18 protein-coding genes, 2 tRNA genes and 1 pseudogene are annotated in these 23,258 nt (G+C 67.6%); 2 read left to right on the top strand and 19 right to left on the bottom strand.

Annotation, left to right across the window (positions count from 1 at the left end; translation table 11 throughout):
* Positions 1 to 112: 112 nt before the first annotated feature.
* The 7 genes from B9N97_RS22955 to B9N97_RS22925 form a co-directional block, all read right to left on the bottom strand.
* Positions 113 to 1,270: a class I SAM-dependent methyltransferase gene (locus B9N97_RS22955; RefSeq protein WP_244560850.1), complete on the bottom strand. Its 1,158-nt coding sequence runs from the start codon at positions 1,268 to 1,270 to the stop codon at positions 113 to 115.
* A gap of 4 nt (positions 1,271 to 1,274) precedes the next feature.
* Entirely contained in the window at positions 1,275 to 2,096 is an 822-nt protein-coding gene (gene lgt / locus B9N97_RS22950) for a prolipoprotein diacylglyceryl transferase (RefSeq protein ID WP_085090013.1), read from the bottom strand.
* Between the two features lie 11 nt (positions 2,097 to 2,107).
* Positions 2,108 to 3,094, bottom strand: coding sequence for an ADP-glyceromanno-heptose 6-epimerase (gene rfaD, locus B9N97_RS22945; protein ID WP_085090012.1), 987 nt, complete (start codon positions 3,092 to 3,094; stop codon positions 2,108 to 2,110).
* Positions 3,095 to 3,993: 899 nt separating this feature from the next.
* Positions 3,994 to 5,697 (bottom strand): 2-isopropylmalate synthase, encoded by a 1,704-nt coding sequence (gene leuA / locus B9N97_RS22940; RefSeq protein WP_085090011.1) that lies wholly within the window; start codon positions 5,695 to 5,697, stop codon positions 3,994 to 3,996.
* Positions 5,698 to 6,111: 414 nt separating this feature from the next.
* Positions 6,112 to 6,834: an LrgB family protein gene (locus B9N97_RS22935; RefSeq protein ID WP_085090010.1), complete on the bottom strand. Its 723-nt coding sequence runs from the start codon at positions 6,832 to 6,834 to the stop codon at positions 6,112 to 6,114.
* On the bottom strand, positions 6,831 to 7,226 hold the full coding sequence (locus B9N97_RS22930) for a CidA/LrgA family protein (RefSeq protein ID WP_085090009.1): 396 nt from the start codon (positions 7,224 to 7,226) through the stop codon (positions 6,831 to 6,833). The genes B9N97_RS22935 and B9N97_RS22930 overlap by 4 nt, the downstream gene beginning before the upstream one ends.
* A gap of 125 nt (positions 7,227 to 7,351) precedes the next feature.
* Positions 7,352 to 7,801, bottom strand: coding sequence for a pilus assembly protein TadG-related protein (locus tag B9N97_RS22925; RefSeq protein ID WP_085090008.1), 450 nt, complete (start codon positions 7,799 to 7,801; stop codon positions 7,352 to 7,354).
* Positions 7,802 to 8,168: 367 nt separating this feature from the next.
* Between B9N97_RS22925 and B9N97_RS22920 the strand changes: the two genes are divergently transcribed.
* Both B9N97_RS22920 and B9N97_RS22915 read left to right on the top strand, forming a co-directional pair.
* Entirely contained in the window at positions 8,169 to 8,360 is a 192-nt protein-coding gene (locus B9N97_RS22920; RefSeq protein ID WP_085090007.1) for a hypothetical protein, read from the top strand.
* A gap of 70 nt (positions 8,361 to 8,430) precedes the next feature.
* Positions 8,431 to 9,807: a PAS domain-containing protein gene (locus tag B9N97_RS22915; RefSeq protein ID WP_085090006.1), complete on the top strand. Its 1,377-nt coding sequence runs from the start codon at positions 8,431 to 8,433 to the stop codon at positions 9,805 to 9,807.
* 103 nt (positions 9,808 to 9,910) lie between these two features.
* Here the strand turns inward: B9N97_RS22915 and B9N97_RS22910 are convergent, their stop codons facing one another.
* From B9N97_RS22910 to B9N97_RS22855, 12 genes and pseudogenes are all read right to left on the bottom strand, one after another.
* A complete protein-coding gene (locus B9N97_RS22910) occupies positions 9,911 to 10,879 on the bottom strand; it encodes an NAD(P)-dependent alcohol dehydrogenase (RefSeq protein WP_085090005.1) in 969 nt (322 codons plus the stop codon).
* 267 nt (positions 10,880 to 11,146) lie between these two features.
* Positions 11,147 to 11,985, bottom strand: a pseudogene (locus B9N97_RS22905) (IS630 family transposase); the annotation flags it as partial.
* A 149-nt stretch (positions 11,986 to 12,134) separates the two neighbouring features.
* Complete coding sequence (gene egtB, locus B9N97_RS22900) at positions 12,135 to 13,454, bottom strand: ergothioneine biosynthesis protein EgtB (protein ID WP_244560849.1); 1,320 nt, start codon at positions 13,452 to 13,454, stop codon at positions 12,135 to 12,137.
* Positions 13,455 to 13,687: 233 nt separating this feature from the next.
* Complete coding sequence (gene rpmG / locus B9N97_RS22895; RefSeq protein ID WP_012974790.1) at positions 13,688 to 13,855, bottom strand: 50S ribosomal protein L33; 168 nt, start codon at positions 13,853 to 13,855, stop codon at positions 13,688 to 13,690.
* Positions 13,856 to 14,023: 168 nt separating this feature from the next.
* Positions 14,024 to 15,595 (bottom strand): S41 family peptidase, encoded by a 1,572-nt coding sequence (locus tag B9N97_RS22890; protein WP_244560848.1) that lies wholly within the window; start codon positions 15,593 to 15,595, stop codon positions 14,024 to 14,026.
* A 360-nt stretch (positions 15,596 to 15,955) separates the two neighbouring features.
* A complete protein-coding gene (rnr, locus tag B9N97_RS22885; protein WP_085090002.1) occupies positions 15,956 to 18,112 on the bottom strand; it encodes a ribonuclease R in 2,157 nt (718 codons plus the stop codon).
* A 48-nt stretch (positions 18,113 to 18,160) separates the two neighbouring features.
* Positions 18,161 to 18,745, bottom strand: coding sequence for an invasion associated locus B family protein (locus B9N97_RS22880; protein WP_085090001.1), 585 nt, complete (start codon positions 18,743 to 18,745; stop codon positions 18,161 to 18,163).
* A gap of 7 nt (positions 18,746 to 18,752) precedes the next feature.
* The gene (aroC, locus tag B9N97_RS22875) at positions 18,753 to 19,832 is read right to left on the bottom strand and encodes a chorismate synthase (RefSeq protein ID WP_085090000.1); all 1,080 of its coding nucleotides are present in this window, start codon (positions 19,830 to 19,832) and stop codon (positions 18,753 to 18,755) included.
* Between the two features lie 122 nt (positions 19,833 to 19,954).
* A tRNA-Thr gene (locus tag B9N97_RS22870) sits at positions 19,955 to 20,029 on the bottom strand.
* Between the two features lie 36 nt (positions 20,030 to 20,065).
* A tRNA-Thr gene (locus B9N97_RS22865) sits at positions 20,066 to 20,140 on the bottom strand.
* 161 nt (positions 20,141 to 20,301) lie between these two features.
* Positions 20,302 to 22,236: a polysaccharide biosynthesis protein gene (locus tag B9N97_RS22860; protein WP_085089999.1), complete on the bottom strand. Its 1,935-nt coding sequence runs from the start codon at positions 22,234 to 22,236 to the stop codon at positions 20,302 to 20,304.
* Positions 22,237 to 22,312: 76 nt separating this feature from the next.
* Positions 22,313 to 23,257, bottom strand: a complete 945-nt coding sequence (locus tag B9N97_RS22855) for a UDP-glucose 4-epimerase family protein (RefSeq protein ID WP_085089998.1) — start codon at positions 23,255 to 23,257, stop codon at positions 22,313 to 22,315.
* Position 23,258 lies beyond the last annotated feature (1 nt).

Raw genomic sequence — 23,258 nt, 5'->3', positions numbered from 1 at the left:
TGTGGCCTTCCGCATGCCCGGCAGGGCAGGGGGCCGCTATGCACGGTCCGCCCGGATTGTCTTGGTGGCGGTTATGGTGCGATGTCTCCAACCGGGGTCTGCGCCCGCCGGGTCAGAAGCCGGCCGGCGGGTTGGCGTCGGCGAAGGCTCCGGGCGTGGCGAGCGCGACCAGCTTGAACAGCCTGCCCATTTGCGCCGGATCGATCAAGCGGTCCAGCGCGCCGCGGATGTCCTGCGCCTGGGTCGGGCTGGCCTTGGCCGACAGGGCCGATGCCCGCTGGCGGATGCCGAGGCGGGTCAGCCATTCCCCCTGCTCCACCGGGCCGAAGGACTGTGCGCCGCCGTCGCGCGCCGCCGCGGCGATGGCGGCAAAATCGACGTGGGCGGTCAGGTCGGCTTCGCCCGGCGCCTCCAGCACGGGGGCATAGGCATGGCGGCGCATCGCCTGCAGCGTGTCGCCGACCGCCGGACCCTGGGCATAGCCATAGTCGATCACTAGCGCGGCACCGGGGGCCGCGGCCAGCCGGGTGCCGATCAGCCGCGCCACCGCCTGCGATGCGGGGGAAACCTCGACCACGCTGCCGTCGGGCGCATTGCGCAGGGCATCGGGCACCAGCCGGCTGCCGGAGCTGCCGAAGGCTTCCAGCACGAAGCGGAAGCACGGGTCGTCCTGCCGACTGTCGGGGTCGATGTCGACCAGCCGTTCGAACCAGCCATGGTTGGTCTTCTGCACCTGACGGATCGGCAGGGCATCGAAGAACTCGTTCGCGATCAGGATGGTCGGGCCGTCCGGCACATCCTCCAGCCGGTCATGCCACTGGACGGCGTCGCCCAGGATCGGCTGCAGCGTCTGGCGCTGGCGGTCGCGCAAGGCCGGGCTGGTCTCCACCAGATGGACGACGGCGTTGTCGCGGAACAGCGGCAGCACCGCCGCCGCCCGCAGCACGTCGGCCATCAGCGTGCCGCGGCCGGGACCCAGCTCCACCAGATGGAAGGGGCCGGGGCCGCCCAGCCGCGCCCAACTGTCGACGCACCAGAGCCCGACCAGCTCGCCGAACATCTGGCTGATTTCCGGCGCGGTGGTGAAGTCGCCGCCGCTGCCGAACGGATCGCGCCGCATGTAGTAGCCGAAGCGCGGATGGCCCAGCGCCTCCGCCATGAAGGCGCCGACGCTGATCGGCCCGTCCATGACGATGCGGCGGGCCAGCAGGCGGGCCAGACTGTCCGGAGCGGCGCGCTCGTCCTCCAACATAACGTCGGAACCGGCCATGGCGTCAGGCCGGGATGGCGTGGCGCCGGCCGCGGACGACCAGCCACAGCCCGATCGCCAGCATCGGCAGCGACAGCAGCTGTCCCATCGTCGCGCCGGCGAACAGGAAGCCCAACTGCGGGTCGGGCTCGCGGAAGAACTCCACGATGATGCGCGACAGGCCGTAGCCGATCAGGAACAGCCCGCCGACCGTGCCCGGCCGGTGGCGCACCGCCGGAATGCGGATGGCGATCGCCAGCAGGATGAACAGCACCACGCCCTCAAGCGCCGCCTCATAGAGCTGGCTGGGATGGCGCGGCACCTGCAGCGGATCGCGCGGGAACACCATGGCATAGGCGAAATCCGGGGCCGGCCGGCCATATAGCTCGCCATTGATGAAGTTGGCGATGCGGCCGAAGAACAGGCCGATGGGCGCGCAGGCGGCGATGATGTCGCCGAAGACGAAGGGCGAGATGCCGCGGCGCCAGCAGAACAGCCCGATGGCCGTCAGCACGCCGACCATGCCGCCATGGAACGACATGCCGCCATGCCAGACCTGGAGCGCGTCCAGCGGGTTTTCCATGTAATAGGGCAGGTTGTAGAACAGCACATAGCCGATCCGCCCGCCCAGGATGGTGCCGATCACCGCCCAGGTCAGGAAGTCGTCGAACTCCTCTGGCTTCGGCCGCAGATCGGGATCGAGCCGCGCCAGCCCCATGCAATAGCGCCAGCCCAGCACGAACCCGGCCAGATAGGCCAGCGCATACCAGCGGACGACGACCGGGCCGACCGCGATGGCGACCGGATCGATGGTGGGAAAGGCGACGACTGGCAGGGTGGCGAACATGGGGACTCCGGTCAGCGGTACGGGTCGGGCTGCGACAGGAAATCCTGCACATAGCGCCGGACACCCTCTTCCAGTTCGGTGAAGGGCTGGTCGAACCCGGCGGCGCGCAGGCGATCCGTCGTCGCCTGCGTGAAATATTGGTATTTGCCGCGCAGATGCTCAGGCATGTCGAAGTACTCAGTCCGGGGGGGTAGCCCCAGGGCGGCGAACGTCGCCAGCGCGAGGTCCTTGAAGCTGCGCGCCTTGCCGGTGCCGACGTTGAACAGGCCGCTGACCTCGGGATGGTCGTACAGCCACAGCATGACCGCCACGCAATCGTCGACGTAAATGAAGTCGCGCAGTTGGCCGCCGTCCTCGAAGCCGTCCTTGTGCGACTTGAACAGGCGCGCCGGATTGCCGGCCGTCAGCTGGGGATGCAGCTTGGCGACCACGCTCATCATATCGCCCTTGTGGGCTTCGTTGGGGCCGTAGACGTTGAAGAACTTCAGCCCGGCCCACTGCGGCGGCACGAGGTCGCCGCCGGCAACGGCGCGGGCGATGCGGCGGTCGACCAGATGCTTCGACCAGCCATAGGCGTTCAGCGGCCGCAGCCGCGCCAGCCCGTCGCAGGAGCCGTCGTCGTCGAATCCGGCGGAGCCGTCGCCGTAGGTCGCGGCAGAGGAGGCGTAGATCAGCCGGCAGCCGCGCCACGAACACCAGCGCCACAGGTCCAGCGTCAGCGCCACATTGTTGGCGACGATCTTGTCGACGTCCCGCTCGGTGGTGGCGGAGACGGCGCCGAGATGGAAGACGGTGTCGATCTCCGCCGCATGCTGGTCGAGGAAGGCCAGCGTCTGCTCCGGCGGCACCAGCGCCGCGACCTCGCGCTTGGCGAGGTTCTGCCACTTCTCGCCGTCGCGGAAGCGGTCGATGACCGCCACGTCGGTGATGCCGCGCGCGGCCAATGCCGCGACAAGGTTGGACCCGATGAAGCCGGCCCCGCCGGTGACCACGATCATAGCGCTGTCCGCTGTTGCTCGACGCGTTTCGTGGGGACTTATAGGCGGGGAGGGGCGTGGGGGCAAGGTTGGGGCGACAGCGATGCTCTCTTGTGGCGGCCTGGACAATATAGGTATGAGTTAGTTAGGTTTTCTAATTTTTGGGTGATCTATGACTGCGAAGCCTACCCTCAGGCTCATCAACAATAAGAAAGAAACTCTAGAATTGTCACGGCATTATACAAGGAGAGTCCGTGCAAAATTGATTGGCGTTATGAACGCAAGGCTCAGAGATTTTTTGGGTATTGATGCCGTGAAAAGAACTTTCGACGAGATATCGAGGTTAGCGTTCTGGATAAATTTAGTGTCAATAGGCTTCATATTTAGCTTAATCATATCAAACTCCCAAATTTTTTACTATAAAGATTGTGAGTCATATTACGTTTCTTCTTTGTATATGAGATACATGCTTGATGCTCTTGGCTTATATATTAATTTGCTGATGTGGCCTGCATTGCCTGTCGGCTTAGGAATGTTAGGAATTTCAATCATGGCGTCTTCAATATACGTATGGCCGTCGCGGAAGAACTACTTTGTTCGCCATCCGGAAGTAGCCGAGAGATGCGCCAGTCTTCTGAAGAACCTATCTGTTTTCTTGTCAATACTATCTATAGTTGCTTGGGGGTTTATTTTTCGGGAAATTTTTCCTCTGTTCGTATCATATCACTCTATTGAATCTGCAGTGCAATTTCATCAAATGGCCTCACTTAGGTGCAGCGTCATCGAAAACGGAATGAAGGGGAAAATGTCACTCCCAAGGAATGCTCTTTAATAAAGAAGAAAGAATTTGTGAAAAGCACGGCTCTCCCAGTCGGAGAGCCGTATTTATTTAAATCCGTGCTACAACTTCTTTTTTTCTGTTACCGCGCCGCCCGGTTGGCTGCGCTCACCAGCGCCCGCAGCGAGGCGGTCACGATGTCGGCGTCGATGCCCACGCCGAACAGCGTCTTGTCGCCGGTCTTCACCTCGACATAGGCGCAGGCCTGGGCGTCCTCGCCGGAGCCGATGGCGTGCTCGCGGTAGTCGACGACGTGCAGGTCGGTGCCGCAGCCCTGGCGTAGGGCATCCAGGAAGGCGTCGATCGGGCCGTTGCCCTTGCCCTTGGTGGTGATGATCTCGCCGTCGCGGCGCATCACCACGCTCATGGCGCGGGCGCCGGAGTTCGGGCCGCGCGGCTCGGTCGAATGCTCGACCAGTTCCAGCGGGGTGTCGGCGTCCAGATACTCGGCCTTGAAGGCGGCATGGATGTCGGCGGGCGACAGCTCCTTGCCGGTCTCGTCGGCGACGCGCTGGACGACCTTGGAGAATTCGATCTGCAGGCGGCGCGGGATCTGCAGGCCGTAGTCCTTCTCCAGCACATAGGCGATGCCGCCCTTGCCGGACTGGCTGTTGATGCGGATCACCGCCTCATAGCTGCGGCCCAGATCCTGCGGGTCGATGGGCAGGTACGGGACCTCCCACTTTCCGGTGTTGGACTTGGTCAACGCCTTCAGGCCCTTGTTGATGGCGTCCTGGTGCGAGCCCGAGAAGGCGGTGAACACCAGCTCGCCGGCATAGGGATGGCGCGGATGGACCGGCAGCTGCGTGCAGTATTCCGATACGCGGACGATCTCGTTGATGTCGTCGATGTTCAGTTCCGGATCGACGCCCTGGGTGAACATGTTCAGCGCCAGCGTGACGACGTCGACGTTGCCGGTGCGCTCGCCGTTGCCGAACAGAGTGCCTTCGACGCGGTCGGCACCGGCCAGCAGCCCCATCTCCGCCGCAGCGACGCCGGTGCCGCGGTCGTTGTGCGGGTGCAGCGAGATGATCGCCGATTCGCGGTTCTTCAGGGTGCGGCAGAACCACTCGATCTGGTCGGCATGCACGTTGGGCATCGACATCTCGACCGTGGCCGGCAGGTTCAGGATGACCTTGTTGGTGGGCGAAGCGCCCCAGGTCTCCATCACCGCTTCGCAAATCTCGACCGCGAAATCCAGCTCCGTGCCGGTGAAGCTTTCCGGCGAGTATTGCAGGACGATCTCGGTGTCCGGCGTCTCGGCGGCCAACTGCTTGATCAGCTTGGTGCCGGCGACGGCGATGTCGACGATGCCCTGGCGGTCCAGCCCGAACACCACGCGGCGCTGCAGCTCCGAGGTGGAGTTGTACAGGTGGACGATGGCGCGCTTGGCGCCCTTGATGCCGTCGAAGGTGCGGCGGATCAGTTCCTCACGCGACTGGGTCAGCACCTGGATGGTGACGCCGTCGGGGATCTTGCCCTGCTCGATGATTTCGCGGCAGAAGTCGAAATCGGTCTGCGAGGCGGCGGGGAAGCCGACCTCGATCTCCTTGAAGCCCATGCGCAGCAGCAGGTCGAACATCGCGCGCTTGCGGTCCGGCCCCATCGGCTCGATCAGCGCCTGGTTGCCGTCGCGCAGATCGACCGAGCACCACATCGGCGCCTTGTCCAGGGTGCGCGACGGCCATTGGCGGTCGGTCAGCTTCACCTGGGGGAAGGGGGCGTACTTGGACGGGGACTTCGGCAGGGTCGGGATGCCAGCGTTCGTTTGGGTGGCGGTGCTCATGACGTCGTTCGGCTCCAGTGGCGGCTCCGGCCCTATAGGTCTTCTTTGCGGCCGGGAGCGGCGGATCGGAATTTGAAAGGCGGAGGGACCGGCGAGGGGTACGGCCGCGGAGCCGCCGGAAGTGGCTCAGCGACCGTCGGTAAGTCGCAGTCCCGGCCCCTGCCGGGCGACGCCGATGCCGGCGCCTTTGCAAACATCGCTCATGGAACAGACACTTCGACCGATGGAAATAGTGTGCGAACGCGACAAACCCGGACGCTTAAAGCGCCGGGCCGAGAAGTCGAAGAAGGGCGTTCTTGCGGTCGATGGTGTTCATAGGGCGCACTGTGCGCAGGTGCGGCATGGCTGTCAAGCCCGGATTGGCGAAAATCGGACTGCGGGACGCACCAACCATTGCCGCCCCGTTCGCCCGCCTCAGCCCCAGATCAAATGGTACAGCGTCGGCAGCAGCAGCGCCGTCGCCAGCCCGTTCAGGCCCATGCCCAGCCCGGCGAAGGCGCCGGCCACCTCGTTGACCTGCAGGGCACGGGCGGTGCCGATGCCGTGCGCCGCCACCCCCATGCCGAATCCGCGGGCTCGCCAGTCCTTGACCCGGACGAGGTTCAGCACCCAGGTGCCGAGGCTGGCGGCGACGATGCCGGTGATGATGACGAACACCGCGGTCAGCGAAGGCAGGCCGCCGATCTGCTCCGACACGCCCATGGCAATGGGAGAGGTGACGGATTTCGGCGCCATCGACAGGATCGTCACCTTGGTACCGCCGCAGATCCAGACCAGCGCGACCGCGCTGAGTGCCGACGCCGCGGACCCGACCAGCAGCGCCACCACCAGCGCCAGGGCCGAACGGCGCACCTCCTGGAACTGGTTGTAGAGCGGGACGGCGAGCGCCACCGTGGCCGGGCCGAGCAGGAAATGGACGAACTGCGCGCCGTCGAAATAGGTGCGGTAATCGATGCCCGACAGGCCGAGCGTGCCGGCGATCAGGATGACGGCGATCAGCACCGGGTTCAGCACCGGCCGCCGGCCCAGCTTCTCGAACACCCACACGCCGATCTGGTAGGCGACGAGGGTCAGCGTCAGCCCGGCCAGCGGGTTGGCCGACAGATAGACCCAGATCTGGTGGAGATCGGCGCTCATGTCCGGTCTCCCTTCGCCGAATTCCCCGCGGCCGGCTCTTCCTCCAACCGCGGCTCGCTGCGGCTCAGCAGAAAGGCCATCAGCTTGGCGGTCACCGCGATGCCGAACAGGGTGCTGCCGAACAGGGCGACGACGATCGGCAGCGCCTCCGTCTCCAGACGGGTGACATGCACCATCACCCCGACGCCGGCCGGCACGAACAGCAGGGACAGGTGACGCAGAAGCCCACCGGCCGTGTCCTGGATCGCGGCCGGAACGCCGCCGCGCAGCAGCAGGCCGGCGAACAGCAGCAGCATGCCCAGCACCGGGCCAGGGACCGGCAGGTGCAACAGGCGGGCGGCCAACTCGCCGGCCAATTGGCAGAGCAGCAGGAGCGTCAGGGTTCCGAGCATCGCGGACTCCGGTGGAAGGGGAGCTGTGCGTCCCTTCTACCGCAGTTGCGAAGGCGCCGGGCTGCATTCCGCGAATGCGAGCATCGCGAATCGGCTATGAAGTTGGCTGGAACGCGAAAGGGGAGTTATTGCAGCTTGGTGCGGGCGTGCAGACCGCGGCGGACGACGGATTGGGCCTCCACCGTCACTTCCTTCTTGCCGAACAGGCGCAGGAAAATGGCATTGACGGTGGCGTGGGCGCTGACCGTCAGTGTGCCGGCCGCCGCATCTTCGGCGATCGTCAGCGGCGACAGGTGCGATCCCAGGAAGCCGTTGGGGAAGGCCTTGTCGAAGAAGCTGCGGATGTGGCCGTCGCGCTGCGAATCGAACATCACGCGACCGCCGGCCAAGGCAGCGGCATCGACGGCCTGCGACAGCCGCGCCTCCACCGCATAGCTGCGCAAGGCGTCGACGGTGCAGCCGGCGCCCAAAGCGGTCGGAATGGCGAGGATCAGGGCGACCACCAGAAGCAGGTGGCGGCCCGTCCGCCGGTCTTCGTGCCCGCCATAGGGCAGGGGACGATAGACCAAAGTCATTGCCGGCCTCCTAAGCAATTGGCTATGCAGAAAGGAGTGTTTCGATTGGATGCATTACTCTTAGCATCATCCGACAAGCAGGCAAACCAGGAAATGCAGCAAAAGCACAGCAAAAATCGCGTCGCAAATTGCTATGTATTTTACGCAAAGGCGGTAACTCGAATTTGCGATGGTGCCCGCAAAGGGTAGATCCCTCCATGGCGGACGCGGAGCGCAGTCTTGACTTTGAAAACGCCTCCGATTCGAAATAGAGCTGAGACAAAAGCGGGGCAATCGGCCTCGGATCGGGCGCCGTTAAGGGTTCGTTCGTCCTCTCCGCCGGTAGGCTGGCGCCCCAATGCCTTGATCCATGCCGGAGCCGCCAGCGATGCCGTTCTTCCAAATCCCCTTCCGCAACCGTTCAGGGGCGCGGCGACCGGCCTGGCCGCTTGTGGATCATGCGCTGGCGGTTGCGCTGGTGGCGCTGCTGCTGTTCGGGCTGTCGGGCGAGGTGCGTGGCGCACTCGCCGACCTGATGGCGCAGGTGGAGGGTGCGCGGGCGGCGGCCGTGGCGCGCTGAACACGCGCGCGGCTTCTCCGTTTCCGTTCTGCCGGCTAGACTCGGCATGCAATGACGGGGAGACGGCCCGATGAAGGGCGGCGTTTGGCGCGTGGTGATGCTTGGACTGGCGGTGGCGGCTGCCGCACTGGTCTTTCTCGGCGTGGAGATCACGCAGCTGGCGGCCGACGACCGCACCGCCTTCACCCGCGGGCTGGCGATCTGCGGACTGGGCCTGCTGGCGGTCTGGTTCGTCTTCGCCCGCCTGTCGCGCCATTTCCGCGACCTAGACCGACTGTCCGACCGCCTGTCCGGCACCCGCAGCCGGGTGGATCTGGAGCCGATTTCCGGCGGACGGAGCGGCGAGCTGGCGCGTCTTGCCGAAGCGGTGAACCTGGCCCGCGGCGGCGAGCGCGGGCTTGGTGACGGCCCTCTTGCGGGTGGACCGCTTGGGGGCGGACGCGCGGAGCGGGCGCTGCGGGCGGTGCTGGCGCTGACCGGCGATCCCGTGCTGGTCCTCGACGAGCTGGGACGGGTGGAGCAGTTGAACCCCGCCGCCGCACGCCTGCTGGAGGTGGAGGAGGGAGCCGACATCGGCAAGTCCCTGCTGCGCGACGACCTGGCCCGTGCGATGGAGCGGGCGCGCGGCGGCGGTGCTCCCGTGACCGCCGTGCTGCGCCGGATCGAAGAGGGCGAGCTGTCGGCGCGGATCGCCGATCTGGGCCTGAGCGCCGGTGCGATCCTGTCCTTCCCCGCCCGCGGCATGGCCCATGCCGCCGGGCTCAGCGGCAAGCGCACGCTCAGCCTGCGGGCGGCCCCTGCCGCCGGCCCGCTCGGTGATGAGGAGCCGCTGGCGGCCCTGCCCTTCGTCGCGCTCTGGGTGGCGACCGCGGGGGCGGAGCCGGACAGCGGCCCGGTGATTGCGGTCGGCACCGTGCGGCTGGTGGGATCGCGCATCTTCCCCACCGTGTCGCTCACCCTGCTGATCGACCCGATCGACCCCGTTCCGGCCGAGGCGACCGCCCGTCACGGCATCGGCACCGCCATGGTGGCGGGCGAGCGCCCGTTCGCCGCGGTGTGGCCGGCGATCCAGGATGCGCTGCACAACTGCATCGCCGTCGGCATCGGCATCGACGCGAGCCTCGCCGCCCTGGCGCAGTCGGCCGCCCAGGCCGGTATCGCCGATCCGGCGCTGCCGCCGTCGCTGGATCTCGGGGCATTGGCTACGGCGCTGGATCCAGCTTTGACCGGCGCGTCCCCCGACCGGCTGGCCGAGGCTTTCGGCGTGCCCCGCCATCCGCGCACTGGTTACATGGGGGAGGGACCCCAGGGCGAGGCGCTGTTCCAGGCCGAACTGGCCGTTGCGCTGCTGTCCCGCCTGACGGAGCGCGGAATCGTCACCCAGGGGCAGGCGCGGGCACTGACCGCCGGCGTGGGCGCACACGTCTCCCCGCAAACCTCTCCCTAGCGGTCCGCGCCGAACGAACCTTTACGTACGTAGCTGGCGAGGGATGACCGCAGGTCGCGCCTCTGTCCATCTACAAACGATTTGATCGGTTTGGTTCGGTCCATCAACTGCCGCTTGTGATCGACACGACCACGCTGCCCCTCTTGTGGCCGGTCTCCACGTGGGCATGCGCGTCAGCGATCTGTGAGAAGCCATAGATCCTGTCGATCACCGGTTTCAGCACTCCGGCTTCTGCCAGTCTGGCAAGTTCCAGCACATCCTCCGGCCGCTCCGAGGCGGGACCGGCAATCGATCTTTTCGTACCCACAGGGCGGGCGAACAGGCCTGGCAAATCCGCCGACACCCCCAGATATCGGCCATGTTCGTTCAGCACCGGAAGGCACTTGGCGAAGGAGCTTGCGCCGACCGTGTCTGCGACGATGTCGTAGGTCTCATCGGCCTCGGCGAAATCTTGGCGGGTGTAATCGATCACCGCCTGGGCCCCGAGCGACCGGACAAGGTCGATGTTCCGGGTGCTGGTGACGCCGGTCACCCTGGCGCCCATGTGGCTCGCCAACTGCACCATGGCACTGCCGACGGCCCCCGAGGCGCCGATGACCAGCAGGCTTTCGCCAGCCTTCAGACCTGCCCTGCGCAGGAAGTGCAGCGCCGTCGTCCCGCCGAAGCACAGGCTCGCGGCCTCCTCGAAGGAGAGATTGGCTGGCTTGGGTGCAATGGGCTTGTCGGCCGCCATGACCCGGTATTCCGCATGGCAGCCCATCGCTGCACCGGGAAAGCCGATGACCGCGTCGCCCGGCTTCCAGGTGGTGACAAACCGGCCAACGGCTTCGACTGTGCCAGCCAGTTCCGCGCCCAGAATGGGCTGCCGCGGGCGAGTCACGCCGAAGACAAGGCGCGCAATGAGCCCGAAGCCTCGTGGCATCTTCAGGGTCCGCACCCGCATGTCACCCGATGCGACTGTGGTGGCGCAAATCCTGATGAGCACCTCGTTATCTTTGGGAACGGGCTTCCGCCGAGTTTCGAGCGTGAGAACCTCGGGTCCGCCATAGTTTAGGCAGATCCAAGCCTTCATGGCCGGAGGTTCCGGAAATTGAAAATCATGTGTGTCGAGCGCTCCGGTGCTTACGCGTGATTTGCGCCTCGCGATGGATTTTTTACCTACTTCGAAAATCATTCGACGGTAAAGGTGACCGGACTCTGGCGTCCTGCGGCAAAATGCCCGATGCCAGCCCGACAACGGCCGAACGAACACCGCCTTGCCCAGGGGCCAAACCTTCAGATCGCGCCTGATGCCCGTTTAGCCTTGTTGATGCGGGCGATGATGCGGTCGGGATCGGCGGTCTACGATGCCTCGAAAGCTGCCCCGGCGCAGGCGCTTGCGGGTCAGCGTGGCGAAGAAGCCCTCCGCCGCGTTCAGCCAGGAGGCCGAAGTGGGGGCGAAATGGAAGACCCAGCGCGGGTGCTTTTTCAGCCAGGCCAGGACCTTCGGGTGCTTGTGGGTGGCATAGTTGTCGAGAATGACGTGCACCACCTTGCCGACCGGCACCCCGGCCTCGACGGCATTGAGAAAGCGGATGAACTCCTGATGGCGGTGCCGCGCCGCGCATCGTCCCAGCACCGTACCGTCCAGCACGTTGAGCGCCGCGAACAGCGTCGTCGTGCCGTGGCGGGCTGACCCTTGGCCAGCGGTAAGCCCGGCTGGGTGCGCTCCAGCGCCTGGATCTGCGACTTCCCATCGACCGACAGCACCAAGGCATGCTGGGGCGGGTCCATGTACAGCCCGACCACGTCTTGGACCTTCTCGACGAACTTGGGATCGCGCGAGAGCTTGAAGGTGCGCACCCGATGCGGCTTGGGGCCGTGAGCGCGCCAGATCCGACGCACGCTGGTGCCGCTCACCCCGCTGGCGGCCGCCATCGTGCGGCTGCTCCAGTGCGTGGCTTCGCCGGGCGGCTCGTGAAGCGTCATCTCCACGACGCGCTCGACCAACTCCGGCGCCAAGGCCGGGATGCGCGACGGGCGTGTCTTGTCACGCAACAGCCCGCCCACGCCCTGCTCCTGAACGGGGCGCTGCCCGCGATGGACAGTGGGCAAGGCGACGCCGACCTCCCGGGCAATGGCGCCGTTCAGGCGCGTGCCGTCGCTCAGCAAAGCGATCCGGGCACGCGGCACCAGCTTCTACGGCGTGTTGCCGTTGCGGATGAGGCCCTCCACCGATCCCGGACGGCAGCAGCCAGCTTCAGGTCAACGGCCCACGGCGAGATATCCATATCCCGCAGCCTGCCAGCATCCTTTGTAGAACGTAACTGTCCGTTCGGCACGGACCACTAGGCATCCTCCGCCAGCCGGAACCCACTGACCGACAGCCGGGTCTCCGGCCGCAGATAGTGTCGCGTCCAGGGGCCGGCATGGTCGAAGGGCGTCAGGCAACTGCCCCCGCGCAGGACCATGCGGTTGCTGGCAAGCCGCCCGTTGAACGCCTCGTCCGGGACGGTCTTGTCCGCCCCGTGGGGACTGCGGTAGCCGGGATATGTCAGGAAGGCGTCGCCGGTCCATTCCCACACGTCCCCGCACATCTGCCAGGGACCGGTGCCGTGGCAGGTCCCGGCGCGGGGGTGGCGATGGCCGGTGCCAAGCAGATTGCCCATGCTGTCGCAGCCGGCGGCGACCGCCTCCCACTCCGCTTCCCGCGGCAGGCGCTTGCCGGTCCAGCGGGCGTAGGCGTCGGCCTCGTACCAGCTGACATGGCAGACCGGCTCGTCGGGGTCGAGCGGCTGCATGCCGTAAAGGGTGAAGACCTGCCAGCGGGCACCGGACCCGAAGCCGCCGCGCTCCCAATAGAGCGGGGCGCTCCAGCCTTCCGCCTTGGCGGTCTCCCATCCATCGGTCAGCCACAGCGAACGGTCGCTGTATCCGCCGGCCTCGATGAAGGCCAGGAACTCCCCGCAGGTGACCGGGCGGGCGGCCAGCCGGTAGGGCTCCAGCCAGACGCGATGGCGCGGTCCCTCGTGGTCGAATCCCGGCAGCGGCGTCGGCCTGCCAATCTCGACGAGCCCGCCGGGCTGCTCCAGCCAGCCGTCCGGCGGGGCGCCGAGATGCGGGTGGTCCGGCGCCTGTTCATAGGCGGGACGCAGCGGGTTGCACCACAGGGCATGCTTGATGTGCAGCAGCATCCGCTCCTGGTGGCGCCGTTCATGGGCGATGGCCATCATCAGCGCCGATTCGGCGGCATCCCACAGCGACTCGTCCAGCGCGTCGATCAGATGCAGCACCGCGCCGTTGATCTGGTCGCGGTGGCGCATGATCTCGGCCGCCGTCGGGCGCGACAGCACGCGGGGAGGCGCAGGGCCGCCATCGGTGCGGGCAGCGAACAGGTCGAGGAAGGCCGGGTCGGCCGGCCGGTAGCCGGGGCTGAAGGGGATCAGCACCGCGACCTCAAACAGCCAACTGGTGTGGGCGAGGTGCCATTTCGCTGGCGCGCCGTCCGCCACCGTCTGCACCATCAGGTCTTCGGGCGACAGGGTGGCGACCAACTCCGCAGTGCGGGCGCGCGCCTTCTGGAAGCGGGTGGCGAGGGTTTGCCGGCGTTCAGCGTCCGATGGTGCGGCTGATGGCTCGGCGCTCTGGATGGGATGTGTGTCGGGCACGGGCGGTCCCTCCGAAAACCGAATCTTTCGGAGAGTGTCCACCCGGAGCGCCTCTTTTGGAATGCATGCATCCGTGGTGTGGCCGTCACCGCAAATAGCGGCTGCGACAGGACGCCGCATCAGTCAAGGCGTGGAGGATGCAGGGTGGCGCTTGCGCCGTTGGCCCAAAAACGAAAAGGCCGCCAGAAAGGCGGCCTTGTTCATTCGAAGCACAGCTCAGTGTCGGACAAGCCTTACTTGATCTTGGCTTCCTTGAACTCGACGTGCTTGCGCGCCACCGGGTCGTACTTGCGGAACGACAGCTTCTCGGTGGTCTTCTTCGGGTTCTTCTTCTTGACGTAGAAGAAACCGGTGTCTGCCGTGCTCACCAGCTTGATGAGGACGGTGTTCTGCTTGGCCATGATCTCGATCCCGACAAAAAATCCGTGCCCCGCCGGCCCGGCGGGGCGGCGTCGTAGCGGCGGAAAATACCGTCTGACGCCGCAATGTCAAGCGTTATGGGCGGTGAAATCGGCGTCCGACGGCAATTGCCACAGCGCCAGCCGCTTCGACGCCGCCCGTTGGCCCGATCAGCGTTCCGCCACGGTGTTGACCACCGCGGAGGCGACCGCCCGCTGGTACAGCGCCGGCTCCGCCAGCAGCCGCATGGCGACCTTCAGGTCCAGTTCCGGCTCATGCTCCTTCCACGGGCAGGCTTCGCGCAGGGCGTTCAGCGCATGCTCGTCGTCGGCTGCCTTTGACCGCCAGCTGGCGATCTGGGCCGGGCGCAGCCGCCCTTCGCGCAGGTCGGACAGCAGCGCCTCCGGATCGGCCTGGCCGGCCCGGCTGGTGCAGACGGTGGGCTGTACGCCCTGGCGATGCAGGGTGTAGCCGGCCGGCGTGTAGATGCGGCTCCAGGTCAGGAACAGCTCGCCGTCATTGGGAAGGCGGTTGACTGTCTGGACGCTGCCCTTGCCGTAGCTGGACGCCCCCACCACCACCGCGCGGCCGGAGTCCTGCAGTGCGGACGCCACCACCTCGGCCGAGGAGGCGGACCGGCCGTCGACCAGAACCACCAGCGGCAACCCGTCGAGCAAATCGTCGGGATTGGCATCGAAGCGCTGGCGGCTTTCGGGATTGCGCCCTTCGGTGGAGATGATCCGGCCGCGGCGGATGAACAGGTCGGCGACCGCGACCGCCTGGTCGAGCAGCCCGCCCGGATTGCCGCGCAGGTCAAGAACCATGCCCTGCAGCGTCGGGCCGGCCGCCTGCCGGATGGAGGTCACCGCCGAGCGCAGGCTGGAGGCCGTGGTGGCGTTGAAGCGGTCGAGCTTGACGATGCCGACGTCGCCGGACAGCGAATAGGTGACGGTGTTCGGCACCACCCGCTCGCGGCGCAGGGGCAGCCGGCGCGGCGCGGCGCCGTCGCGGGCGACGGTGAGGGTGAGCAGGGTGCCGGTGGGGCCGCGCAGACGCTCGCGCATGTCCGCGGCGGTCATCCGCGTCGTCAGGTCGCCGTCGATGGCCAGCAGCAGGTCGCCGCCGACGATGCCGGCGCGCTCGGCCGGGCTGTGCGGCATGACGTCGTTCACGGTGACGCGGCCGTTGGCGGCGCTGTCCAGCGAAATGCCGACGCCGCCATAGCCTTCGCGCTGGGCGCGCTCGTTGCTGGCGCGCTGGACGCCGGTATAGCGGGAATAGCCGTCGAGGTCGGCGGTGACGCCGTCGAAGACGACCTGATACAGGCGTTCCGGCGTCGCCTTCGCCAGGATCGGCGAATGGCTGCGGGCGCGGTCGATGACACGGGTGGTCAGAACCGCCCAGCCGGCGGCATCGCGGTCCGCCGCGGCACCATACTCCGCCGCCAGCGCGCCCGACACGTACAGGCGTACGGTGTTGCCGGTCTGCTCCACAGTCACCGACGGATCGATGGTGCTCAGGCCCTTCAGCCCGTCCATTCCCAGCCGGTCGAAGGAAACCGGGTCCAGATAGACCTCGGCGATCTTGCCGAACCCCACGCTGAAGACCTGCTCCGTCACCGGGGGCGGCGGCGAGGCGATCGCGACCTGCGGCGGCCCGGCGAAGGCGGTGGTGGCGAAAAGGGCTGCGGTGGGAAGCTGGAACGCAAGATGGCGGAGCGAACGGCCCAGGCGGCGCGCCATGTTCGACATCGCGGGGATTCGAAAAGGCAGAACGCGGAGCGGTGCATTCGGATCGCACACGCCGTGATCGCACAGGTTGTGATCGAACTGGGCCATGGGGCGAACCGCGGCCTCCCTTTCCTGCAGCCGGACCGGACGAGGATGTTGCCGATCCCGGATGGGTGATAGATACACCTTCGTTCAGGAGGTCGGGCGGGACAAAATTGCGGGCTGCACCACAATGTCGCGGATTGTCCGATTCTGTGTCGCCAAGGTCACGCTGGTATGGTGGGGGTGTGGCCAAAGCTTGGCCGGGCCACGATTCGGCCACATTGCTTAAGCGTTGCCTTTATGCAACGGAGTCAGCGGTCCCCCGAGTCGTCAGCCTGAGTCGGCCAGCCGGAAGAGCGTGCTGCCGCTGACCGGATCGGCCTCCACCAGCACCACCTTGACCGGGCTGCTGAGGCGGTAGGTCCGCCCCGTACGCTGTCCGACCAGCGCGTGTGCGGCCTCGTCGTGATCGTACCTGTCGTCGGGCAGGCTGCTGGCCGGGATCAGCCCGTCGGCGCCGCTTTCGTCCAGCCGGACGAACAGCCCGAAGCGGCTGACGCCGGAAATCCGGCCGCTGAAGCGTTCCCCCACCCGGTCGGCCAGGAAGGCGGCGGTGTAGCGGTCCACCGCGTCGCGTTCCGCCGCCGCGGCACGGCGTTCGGTGCCGGACAGATGCTCGCCGATCTCCGCCAGCCGGCCCAGCGTCTCGTCGTCCAGCCCGCCGACGCCCAGCCCCAGCGTGCGGATCAGCGCCCGGTGGACGATCAGGTCGGCATAGCGGCGGATCGGCGAGGTGAAATGGGCGTAGCGGTGCAGCGCCAGCCCGAAATGGCCGATGTTGTCCGGGCTGTAGGCGGCCTGGGCCTGGGCGCGCAGGATCACCTCGCTGACCAGCGGCGCGTGCGATGTGCCTTCCACCTTGCGCAGGATGCGGGTGAAGTGGTTGGGCGTCAGGTCGGCGCTCTTGACCAGCGGATGGCCGATCTCCGCCAGAAAGCCGCGCAGCGCCTCCATCTTGTCCATGGAGGGGCGGTCGTGGATGCGGTAGAGACCGGGCATGCTGCGCCCTTCCAGCACCTCCGCCGCCGCGACGTTGGCGGCGATCATGAACTCCTCGATCAGCCTGTGGCTGTCTTGGCGGTCGCGCTTGGCGATCTCGGCGACCCGGCCGCGCTCGTCGATCCGCACCCGGCGTTCGGGCAGGTCCAGTTCCAGCGTGCCGCGTTTGGCGCGGGCGGCGGCCAGCCGGGCGTAGGCGCCGAACAGCGGGGCAATGACGCCGTCGGCCAGCGGCGCCGTCACCTCGTCCGGCCGGCCCTCGTGGCAATCCTGCACCTGTTCATAGGTCAGCCGTGCCGCCGACCGCATGAGTCCGCGGACCAGCCGGTGCCGGATCAGCACACCGTTGCGGTCGATCCACAGGTGGAAGGCCAGACAGGCGCGATCCTCCCCCGGCCGGAGCGAACACAGCCCGTTCGACAGCGCTTCCGGCAGCATCGGCACAACGCGGTCGGGGAAGTACACCGAGTTGCCGCGCTCGTACGCCGTCCGGTCCAGCGCCGATCCGGGGCGTACGTAATAGGATACATCGGCGATGGCGACGATCAGGTGCCAGCCTTCCGGATTCTCCGGGTCGCTGTCCGGCCCGGCCCACACCGCGTCGTCGAAGTCGCGGGCATCGGCGCCGTCAATGGTCACCAGCGGAATGTCGCGCAGATCCTCGCGCTGCATCAGCGCCGGCACCGCCGCCAGTTCCGCCTCGCGCAAGGCGGCATGCGGGAAGGCGGTGGGGATGCCGTGGGCGTGGATGGCGATCAGGCTGAAGGCGCGCGGCTCGTCGGTGGAGCCGAGACGCTCCACTACGCGGGCCTGCGGCTGGCCGGCGCGCCCGGCCGGCAGGATGTCGGCGAAGACGAGGTCGCCCGCTTCGGCGTCGCCGCGGTTGGGCGGCAGCACCAGGAACTCGGTCTTGTGGCGGCGGTCGGTCGGGTGGATGCGCCCGCCATCGGCGCTCGGCCGGTAGACGCCGAGGATGCGGCCCTCGCGCTCGCCGTCTATCCGGCGGATGACGCGGCCCTCATAGAGGCGGTCGTTGATGCGGGCGAGCTTCGCCAGCAGCGTGTCGCCGACCGCCAGCGGCTTGTCCTCACCCCGTGACTTCTTTTCCGGCAGCAGGAAGATGCGCGGCGGGTCGCCCTCGCCGGTCCATGTCAGCGGACGGGCCGACAACTCGCCGTCCGCATCGGCGCCGGTGACCAGCAGCACGGCGACCGCCGGCAGGGCCTGCGGCGGGGCCATGCGCTTGTTGCGGCCACGCTCCACCGCGCCGTCGGCCTCCAATTCGCGCAGCAGATCCTTCAGCATCTCGCGGTCGGCTGATCCGGACAGCTTGAAGGCGCGGGCGATCTCGCGCTTGCCGACCGGGGTGGTGCTGGACCGGATGAAGGCGAGGATGGCGTCCTTGCCGGGGAAATGGCTGTCGGTCACTGGGCGGGGGATCCGTCGGTTCTTGTCGCTGGTAGGGCTATATAGGGATCAATCGCCATCAGGTCTGGTCGCCCATGATCTGCCCGCCATCGCCCGGATGGCGTCGCTGCGTTCCAGCGCCTCGCGGAAGCCGGCGAGGGGGAAACGAACCTCCGTCTTCTCGCCGGCCGGCGACTGGCCGACGATGGAGACTTCCGGGGCCGGCGCCATCTTCTCCACCATGCGGCGGTTGATGTCGGGATCGGTCACGGCGCAGGTGTTGGTCTCGAACCGGTAGGGCTTGCAGGGGGAATCGGGCTTGAACACCGCCCGGTCGGCCCAGACCCGCACCAGCTTGTCGAGGTCCAGTGATTCGCCGGCCACGCGGAAGCGCAGCCCCTCGCGCCATTTTTCGGTGGAGCGCAGCCAGACCAGCCGGGCGGTGCGGTCGTTGGTGCCGCGGGCGGTCAACTCGCACTCCACCTGCCGCGTGCCGGTCCAGAGCTGACAGTAGAGCTTCCAGGACTTGAAGGTCTCGTCGAACTCCTGGAAGGGCTTGTCGGCCGCCGAAGCCGCCGGGGCGGCGCCAGGGGCGATGACCGCCAGCATCGCCAGGGCGAGGATCAGGCGCTGTCCGTGGCGGCGGGCGGGCATGGGGTGGTCACTCCCGCCGTTCCGCCCGCCGCCGCAGCAAATGGTCGGCCAGCACGCAGGCCATCATCGCCTCGCCCACGGGGACGGCACGGATGCCGACGCAGGGGTCGTGGCGGCCCTTGGTCAGGATGTCGGTGTCGTTGCCGGCGGTGTCCACCGTCTGGCGCGGGGTCAGGATCGAACTGGTCGGCTTCACCGCGAAGCGCAGGACGATGTCCTGCCCGGTGGAGATGCCGCCCAGGATGCCGCCGGCATTGTTGGACAGGAACTGCGGCTGGCCGTCGGCGCCCATGCGCATCTCGTCGGCATTCAGCTCGCCGGTCAGTTCCGCGGCGGCGAAGCCGTTGCCGATCTCCACACCCTTCACCGCGTTGATCGTCATCATCGCGCAGGCGAGGTCGCTGTCCAGCTTGTCATAGAGCGGGTCGCCCAGCCCCACCGGAACGCCGGATGCCACCAGTTCCACCACCGCGCCGACCGACGAGCCGCTCTTGCGGATGCCGTCGAGATACTCGGCCCATTGCGTGGCCGCGACCGGGTCGGGGCAGAAGAAGGGGTTGTTGTCGATCTCCGCCCAGTCCCAGCGGCTGCGGTCGATCCTGTGCGGGCCGATCTGCACCAGCGCGCCGCGCACCTGGATGGCGGAGCCCAGCACCTTGCGCGCCACCGCGCCGGCGGCGACCCGGCAGGCGGTTTCCCGCGCCGAGGAGCGACCGCCGCCGCGGTAATCGCGGATGCCGTACTTCTGCCAGTAGGTGTAGTCGGCATGGCCGGGGCGGAATTTCCCGGCGATGTCGCTGTAGTCCTTGGACCGCTGGTCGGTGTTCTCGATCAGCAGCGAGATCGGCGTGCCGGTCGTCTTGCCCTCGAACACGCCGGACAGGATCTTCACTTGGTCGGGTTCCTGGCGCTGGGTGGTGTAGCGCGACTGGCCGGGACGGCGCTTGTCCATCCAGGGCTGGATGTCGGTTTCCGCGACGAGGTCGATCAGCGACGGGCAGCCGTCCACGACGACGCCGATGGCCGGACCGTGGCTCTCGCCCCAGGTGGTGAAGCGGAAAAGCGTGCCGAAGCTGTTGCCGGCCATGGTGACATCCTCCCGAAACGAACCCGCGACCGCAAAGCGGTAGCGCGCGTTTCTTGCGGCCTTTCGGCGGCAAGGTCAAGGAAGCGATGCGCTGATTTTTAAGAGAGTTTTTTAAAGAGGAATGGTGCTGCCAGAGAGGATTGAACTCTCGACCTCTCCCTTACCAAGGGAGTGCTCTACCACTGAGCTACGGCAGCGCCGGATACGAACGCCTGATCACAGGATCGGAGGAATGGTGCTGCCAGAGAGGATTGAACTCTCGACCTCTCCCTTACCAAGGGAGTGCTCTACCACTGAGCTACGGCAGCCCCGATAACCGATCATCGCCGGGGCGATGCGTCCGGGTGAGGCGTCCAGGCTTGGCCGCCCCCCGAAGTGGCGCGGGTTATGCCACAGGCCTTTGGGGGATGCAAGCGCTTAAAATCACCCCGCGACCCACTTTTTTTCGCGCTCCGAACAAGCGCCTGACTCACGCCTGCGTCGCGGCGGACGGAAGCACCGCCTCGGCACGGAAATCGGGCACCACGGTGCCCAGGATCGACAGAACCCGCTCGCCGTCGCCGGCCCGCGCCGCCGCCTCCAGCTCCCCCACGGCCCGGTTGATCAGCGCATAGTCGATCAGGCGGGGGGAGGCGAGGAAGACGCCGTCGGCCTCGGTGCGGCTCGGCGCCTCCGCCGCGGTCAGGATTTCCTCGAACAGCTTCTCGCCGGGCCGCAGGCCGGTATAGGCGATCTCGATGTCGACGCCGGGCCGGTAGCCGGCCAGACGGATCATCTGGCGGGCGAGATCGGCGATCTTCACCGGCTCGCCCATATCCAGCACCAGGATCTTGCCGCGGTCCTCCGCGCGCGTGGCGCCGTGGGCGGAGGCCTGCAGCACCAGCTCCACCGCCTCGCGGACCGTCATGAAATAGCGGCGCATGTCGGGATGGGTGACGGTCAGCGGGCCGCCATTCGCCAGTTGGCGGGTGAACAGCGGCACCACCGAGCCGGAGGAGCCCAGCACATTGCCGAAGCGCACGGTCATGTAGCGGGTGGCCTGTTCCGTCGCGTCGCGCGGCGGCAGGACGTCCAGCGCCTGGCAATAGGTCTCGGCGAAGCGCTTGGCCGCGCCCATCACGCTGGTCGGGCGGATCGCCTTGTCGGTGGAAATCAGCACCATGGCGAGGCAGCCGGCGGCGCGCGCCGCGTCCGCCACGTTGCGGGTGCCGATGACGTTGGTCAGCGCGCCCTCGCACGGGTTGGCCTCCACCAGCGGTACATGCTTCAGCGCCGCGGCATGGAAGACCAGGGCCGGGCGCTCGTCCTGGAACAGGCGCATGACGCGGTCGCGGTCGCGCACGTCGGCGATCACCGCGCGGGTGTCGAGGCCGGGGAATTTCTCCCGCACCTCCATCTCGATGCTGTAGAGGTTGAACTCCCCGGCATCGAGCAGGATCAGCCGCTCCGGCCCCAGCGTGGCGATCTGGCGGACCAACTCGCTGCCGATGGTGCCGCCGGCGCCGGTGACGATCACCCGCCGCCCGCCGATCAGCCCGGAGATGGCGCCGCGATCCAGCACCGCCTGCGGCCGTCCCAGCAGATCCTCCAGCGCGATGGGCCGCACCTCCACACCCTTGCCTTCGCCGAGTGCCGATTTGAACTCGGTCAGGCTGGGCAGGCGGGACATCACGAGCCCCTGCGCCTCCGCCCGGTCGAGCAGGCTGCGCAGGGTCGATCCCTTCAGCTCGGCATTGCCCTTGGTGACGATCAGCCGCTGCGGCCGTTCGCCCTTGCGCTCCAGCGTCTGAACCACCTGTTCGAGATCGTCGGGGCCGCCCAGCACCGGCACGCCGCGCACCGCATGGCCGATGCGCCGGCCCTTGTCGTCCAGGATGCCGACGACGCGGTAGGCCGACTGCCCCGGCTGGTCGAGCGAGCGGATGAACAGCTCCGCCGCGTCGCCGACGCCCAGCAGCAGGACGGGAATGCGCGGCACGCCCTCCACCGCTTCGGCCCAGCTGAAGCGGCGGTCCTTCATGAAGCGGTAGGCGAAGCGCGGCCCGCCGAGCAGAAGCATCTGCACCAGCCACAGGATCGGCGGCAGGGAGCGTGGCAGCAGCTCCGCGCGCGTCAGCAGGAACATCGCCAGCACAAAGCACAGCACCGCCACCGTGACGGCGCGCACCACCTGCATCAGATCGGGGATGGAGGCGTAGCGCCAGATGCCGCGGTACAGCCCGAACAGCACGAAAACGGCTGCCGAAATGCCGACCAGCGTCGGCAGCGCGATGACCAGCGCATCGAAATACAGACCGAAGGCGGAGCCACCCACCCGCAGATACAGGGCGACGACCAGGGCGACCCCGGTCATCACCAGATCATGCAGGAAAACCAGGGATGCCCGTGCGGACGGGATACGCATGCCGCTAAACCTTGTTCATTCGTTCGGCCTTGAGAACCGGGGGCCGAAGCCGGCCATCGCCGATCCGGCCGGGTGATCAGCCGCGGGAAGCTTTGAACCATTCCGCGGTGGCGCGCAACCCGGACGCAAGGTCATGGGGCGGGCGCCAGCCGAGCCTTTTACGGATGGGTCCGTCATCCACCGTCAGCGTGCCGGCCAGCCGGTCGAACACCGCGCGCGTGCCGGTCAGCGCTGCCCCCAGCGCCATCAGGCCGCGCGGCACCGGGAGCAGCCGCGCCGGCCGGCCCAGCGCCGCGGCGATGGCGCGCACCAGATCGGCGGTCGAAACCGGCTCTCCGTCCTGGACCAGGAAGGTCCCGCCGGCGGCATCCGGATGTTCCAGCACCGTCACCACCGCGTCGGCGAGATTGCCGACATAGATCAGGCTCCGCCGGTTGTGGATGCCGCCCAGCGGCAGCGGCAGGCCGGTCGCCACCAGCTTCACCAGTGCCCGCATGTTGCCGGCGGCGCCGGGGCCGTAGACCAGCGGCGGCCGGATCACAGCCACCTCCATGCCGGTGCGGGCGGAAATCGCGGCCAGCGCCCGCTCGGCCTCCAGCTTGGAGATGCCGTAGGGGCTGTGCGGGTCGGGCGGCATCGCGGCGTCCAGTGGGGTGGGGCGGCTTTCGTCCACCATCGCCTTGATGCTGCTGAGGAAGACGAAGCGCTTGACCCCGGCCGCCGCCGCCTGCTCCGCCAGCCGGACGGTGCCGGCGGTGTTGACGCGGCGGAACTCCGCCAGCGGGTCGGCGGCCTTGTCGCGCATCACATGGACGCGGGCCGCCATATGGATCACCGCGTCGACGTCTTTGAGCGCCGCGGTCCAGTCGGTGTCGGGACCGATGTCGCCGACCACTGCCGGCTCCCACGGCCCTTCCTTGCTGGTGCGCAGGGCGGCGCGCACCATATGTCCGCGGGCGGCCAGCAGCGGGACGGTGTGGCGGCCGACGAAGCCGGTGGCGCCGGTCAGGAGAACGCGCATG

Origin of the sequence: Azospirillum oryzae (genome assembly GCF_900177515.1) — a bacterium.
GTDB classification, from domain to species: Bacteria; Pseudomonadota; Alphaproteobacteria; order Azospirillales; family Azospirillaceae; genus Azospirillum; species Azospirillum oryzae_A.
Note: the sequence above shows the minus strand (reverse complement) of the source record. Positions and strands in the feature narration are given on the sequence as shown.

What these genes read in the sequence shown, in the direction of transcription:
- rfaD (WP_085090012.1), bottom strand. Translation starts at nt 3,094, where the DNA reads ATGATCGTGGTCACCGGCGGGGCCGGCTTCATCGGGTCCAACCTTGTC.
- lgt (WP_085090013.1), bottom strand. Translation starts at nt 2,096, where the DNA reads ATGTTCGCCACCCTGCCAGTCGTCGCCTTTCCCACCATCGATCCGGTC.
- B9N97_RS22925 (WP_085090008.1), bottom strand. Translation starts at nt 7,801, where the DNA reads ATGACTTTGGTCTATCGTCCCCTGCCCTATGGCGGGCACGAAGACCGG.
- rpmG (WP_012974790.1), bottom strand. Translation starts at nt 13,855, where the DNA reads ATGGCCAAGCAGAACACCGTCCTCATCAAGCTGGTGAGCACGGCAGAC.
- B9N97_RS22915 (WP_085090006.1), top strand. Translation starts at nt 8,431, where the DNA reads ATGAAGGGCGGCGTTTGGCGCGTGGTGATGCTTGGACTGGCGGTGGCG.
- B9N97_RS22890 (WP_244560848.1), bottom strand. Translation starts at nt 15,595, where the DNA reads ATGGCGCGCCGCCTGGGCCGTTCGCTCCGCCATCTTGCGTTCCAGCTT.
- B9N97_RS22930 (WP_085090009.1), bottom strand. Translation starts at nt 7,226, where the DNA reads ATGCTCGGAACCCTGACGCTCCTGCTGCTCTGCCAATTGGCCGGCGAG.
- B9N97_RS22935 (WP_085090010.1), bottom strand. Translation starts at nt 6,834, where the DNA reads ATGAGCGCCGATCTCCACCAGATCTGGGTCTATCTGTCGGCCAACCCG.
- aroC (WP_085090000.1), bottom strand. Translation starts at nt 19,832, where the DNA reads ATGGCCGGCAACAGCTTCGGCACGCTTTTCCGCTTCACCACCTGGGGC.
- B9N97_RS22855 (WP_085089998.1), bottom strand. Translation starts at nt 23,257, where the DNA reads ATGCGCGTTCTCCTGACCGGCGCCACCGGCTTCGTCGGCCGCCACACC.
- B9N97_RS22955 (WP_244560850.1), bottom strand. Translation starts at nt 1,270, where the DNA reads ATGGCCGGTTCCGACGTTATGTTGGAGGACGAGCGCGCCGCTCCGGAC.
- B9N97_RS22860 (WP_085089999.1), bottom strand. Translation starts at nt 22,236, where the DNA reads ATGCGTATCCCGTCCGCACGGGCATCCCTGGTTTTCCTGCATGATCTG.
- B9N97_RS22910 (WP_085090005.1), bottom strand. Translation starts at nt 10,879, where the DNA reads ATGAAGGCTTGGATCTGCCTAAACTATGGCGGACCCGAGGTTCTCACG.
- B9N97_RS22920 (WP_085090007.1), top strand. Translation starts at nt 8,169, where the DNA reads ATGCCGTTCTTCCAAATCCCCTTCCGCAACCGTTCAGGGGCGCGGCGA.
- leuA (WP_085090011.1), bottom strand. Translation starts at nt 5,697, where the DNA reads ATGAGCACCGCCACCCAAACGAACGCTGGCATCCCGACCCTGCCGAAG.
- B9N97_RS22880 (WP_085090001.1), bottom strand. Translation starts at nt 18,745, where the DNA reads ATGCCCGCCCGCCGCCACGGACAGCGCCTGATCCTCGCCCTGGCGATG.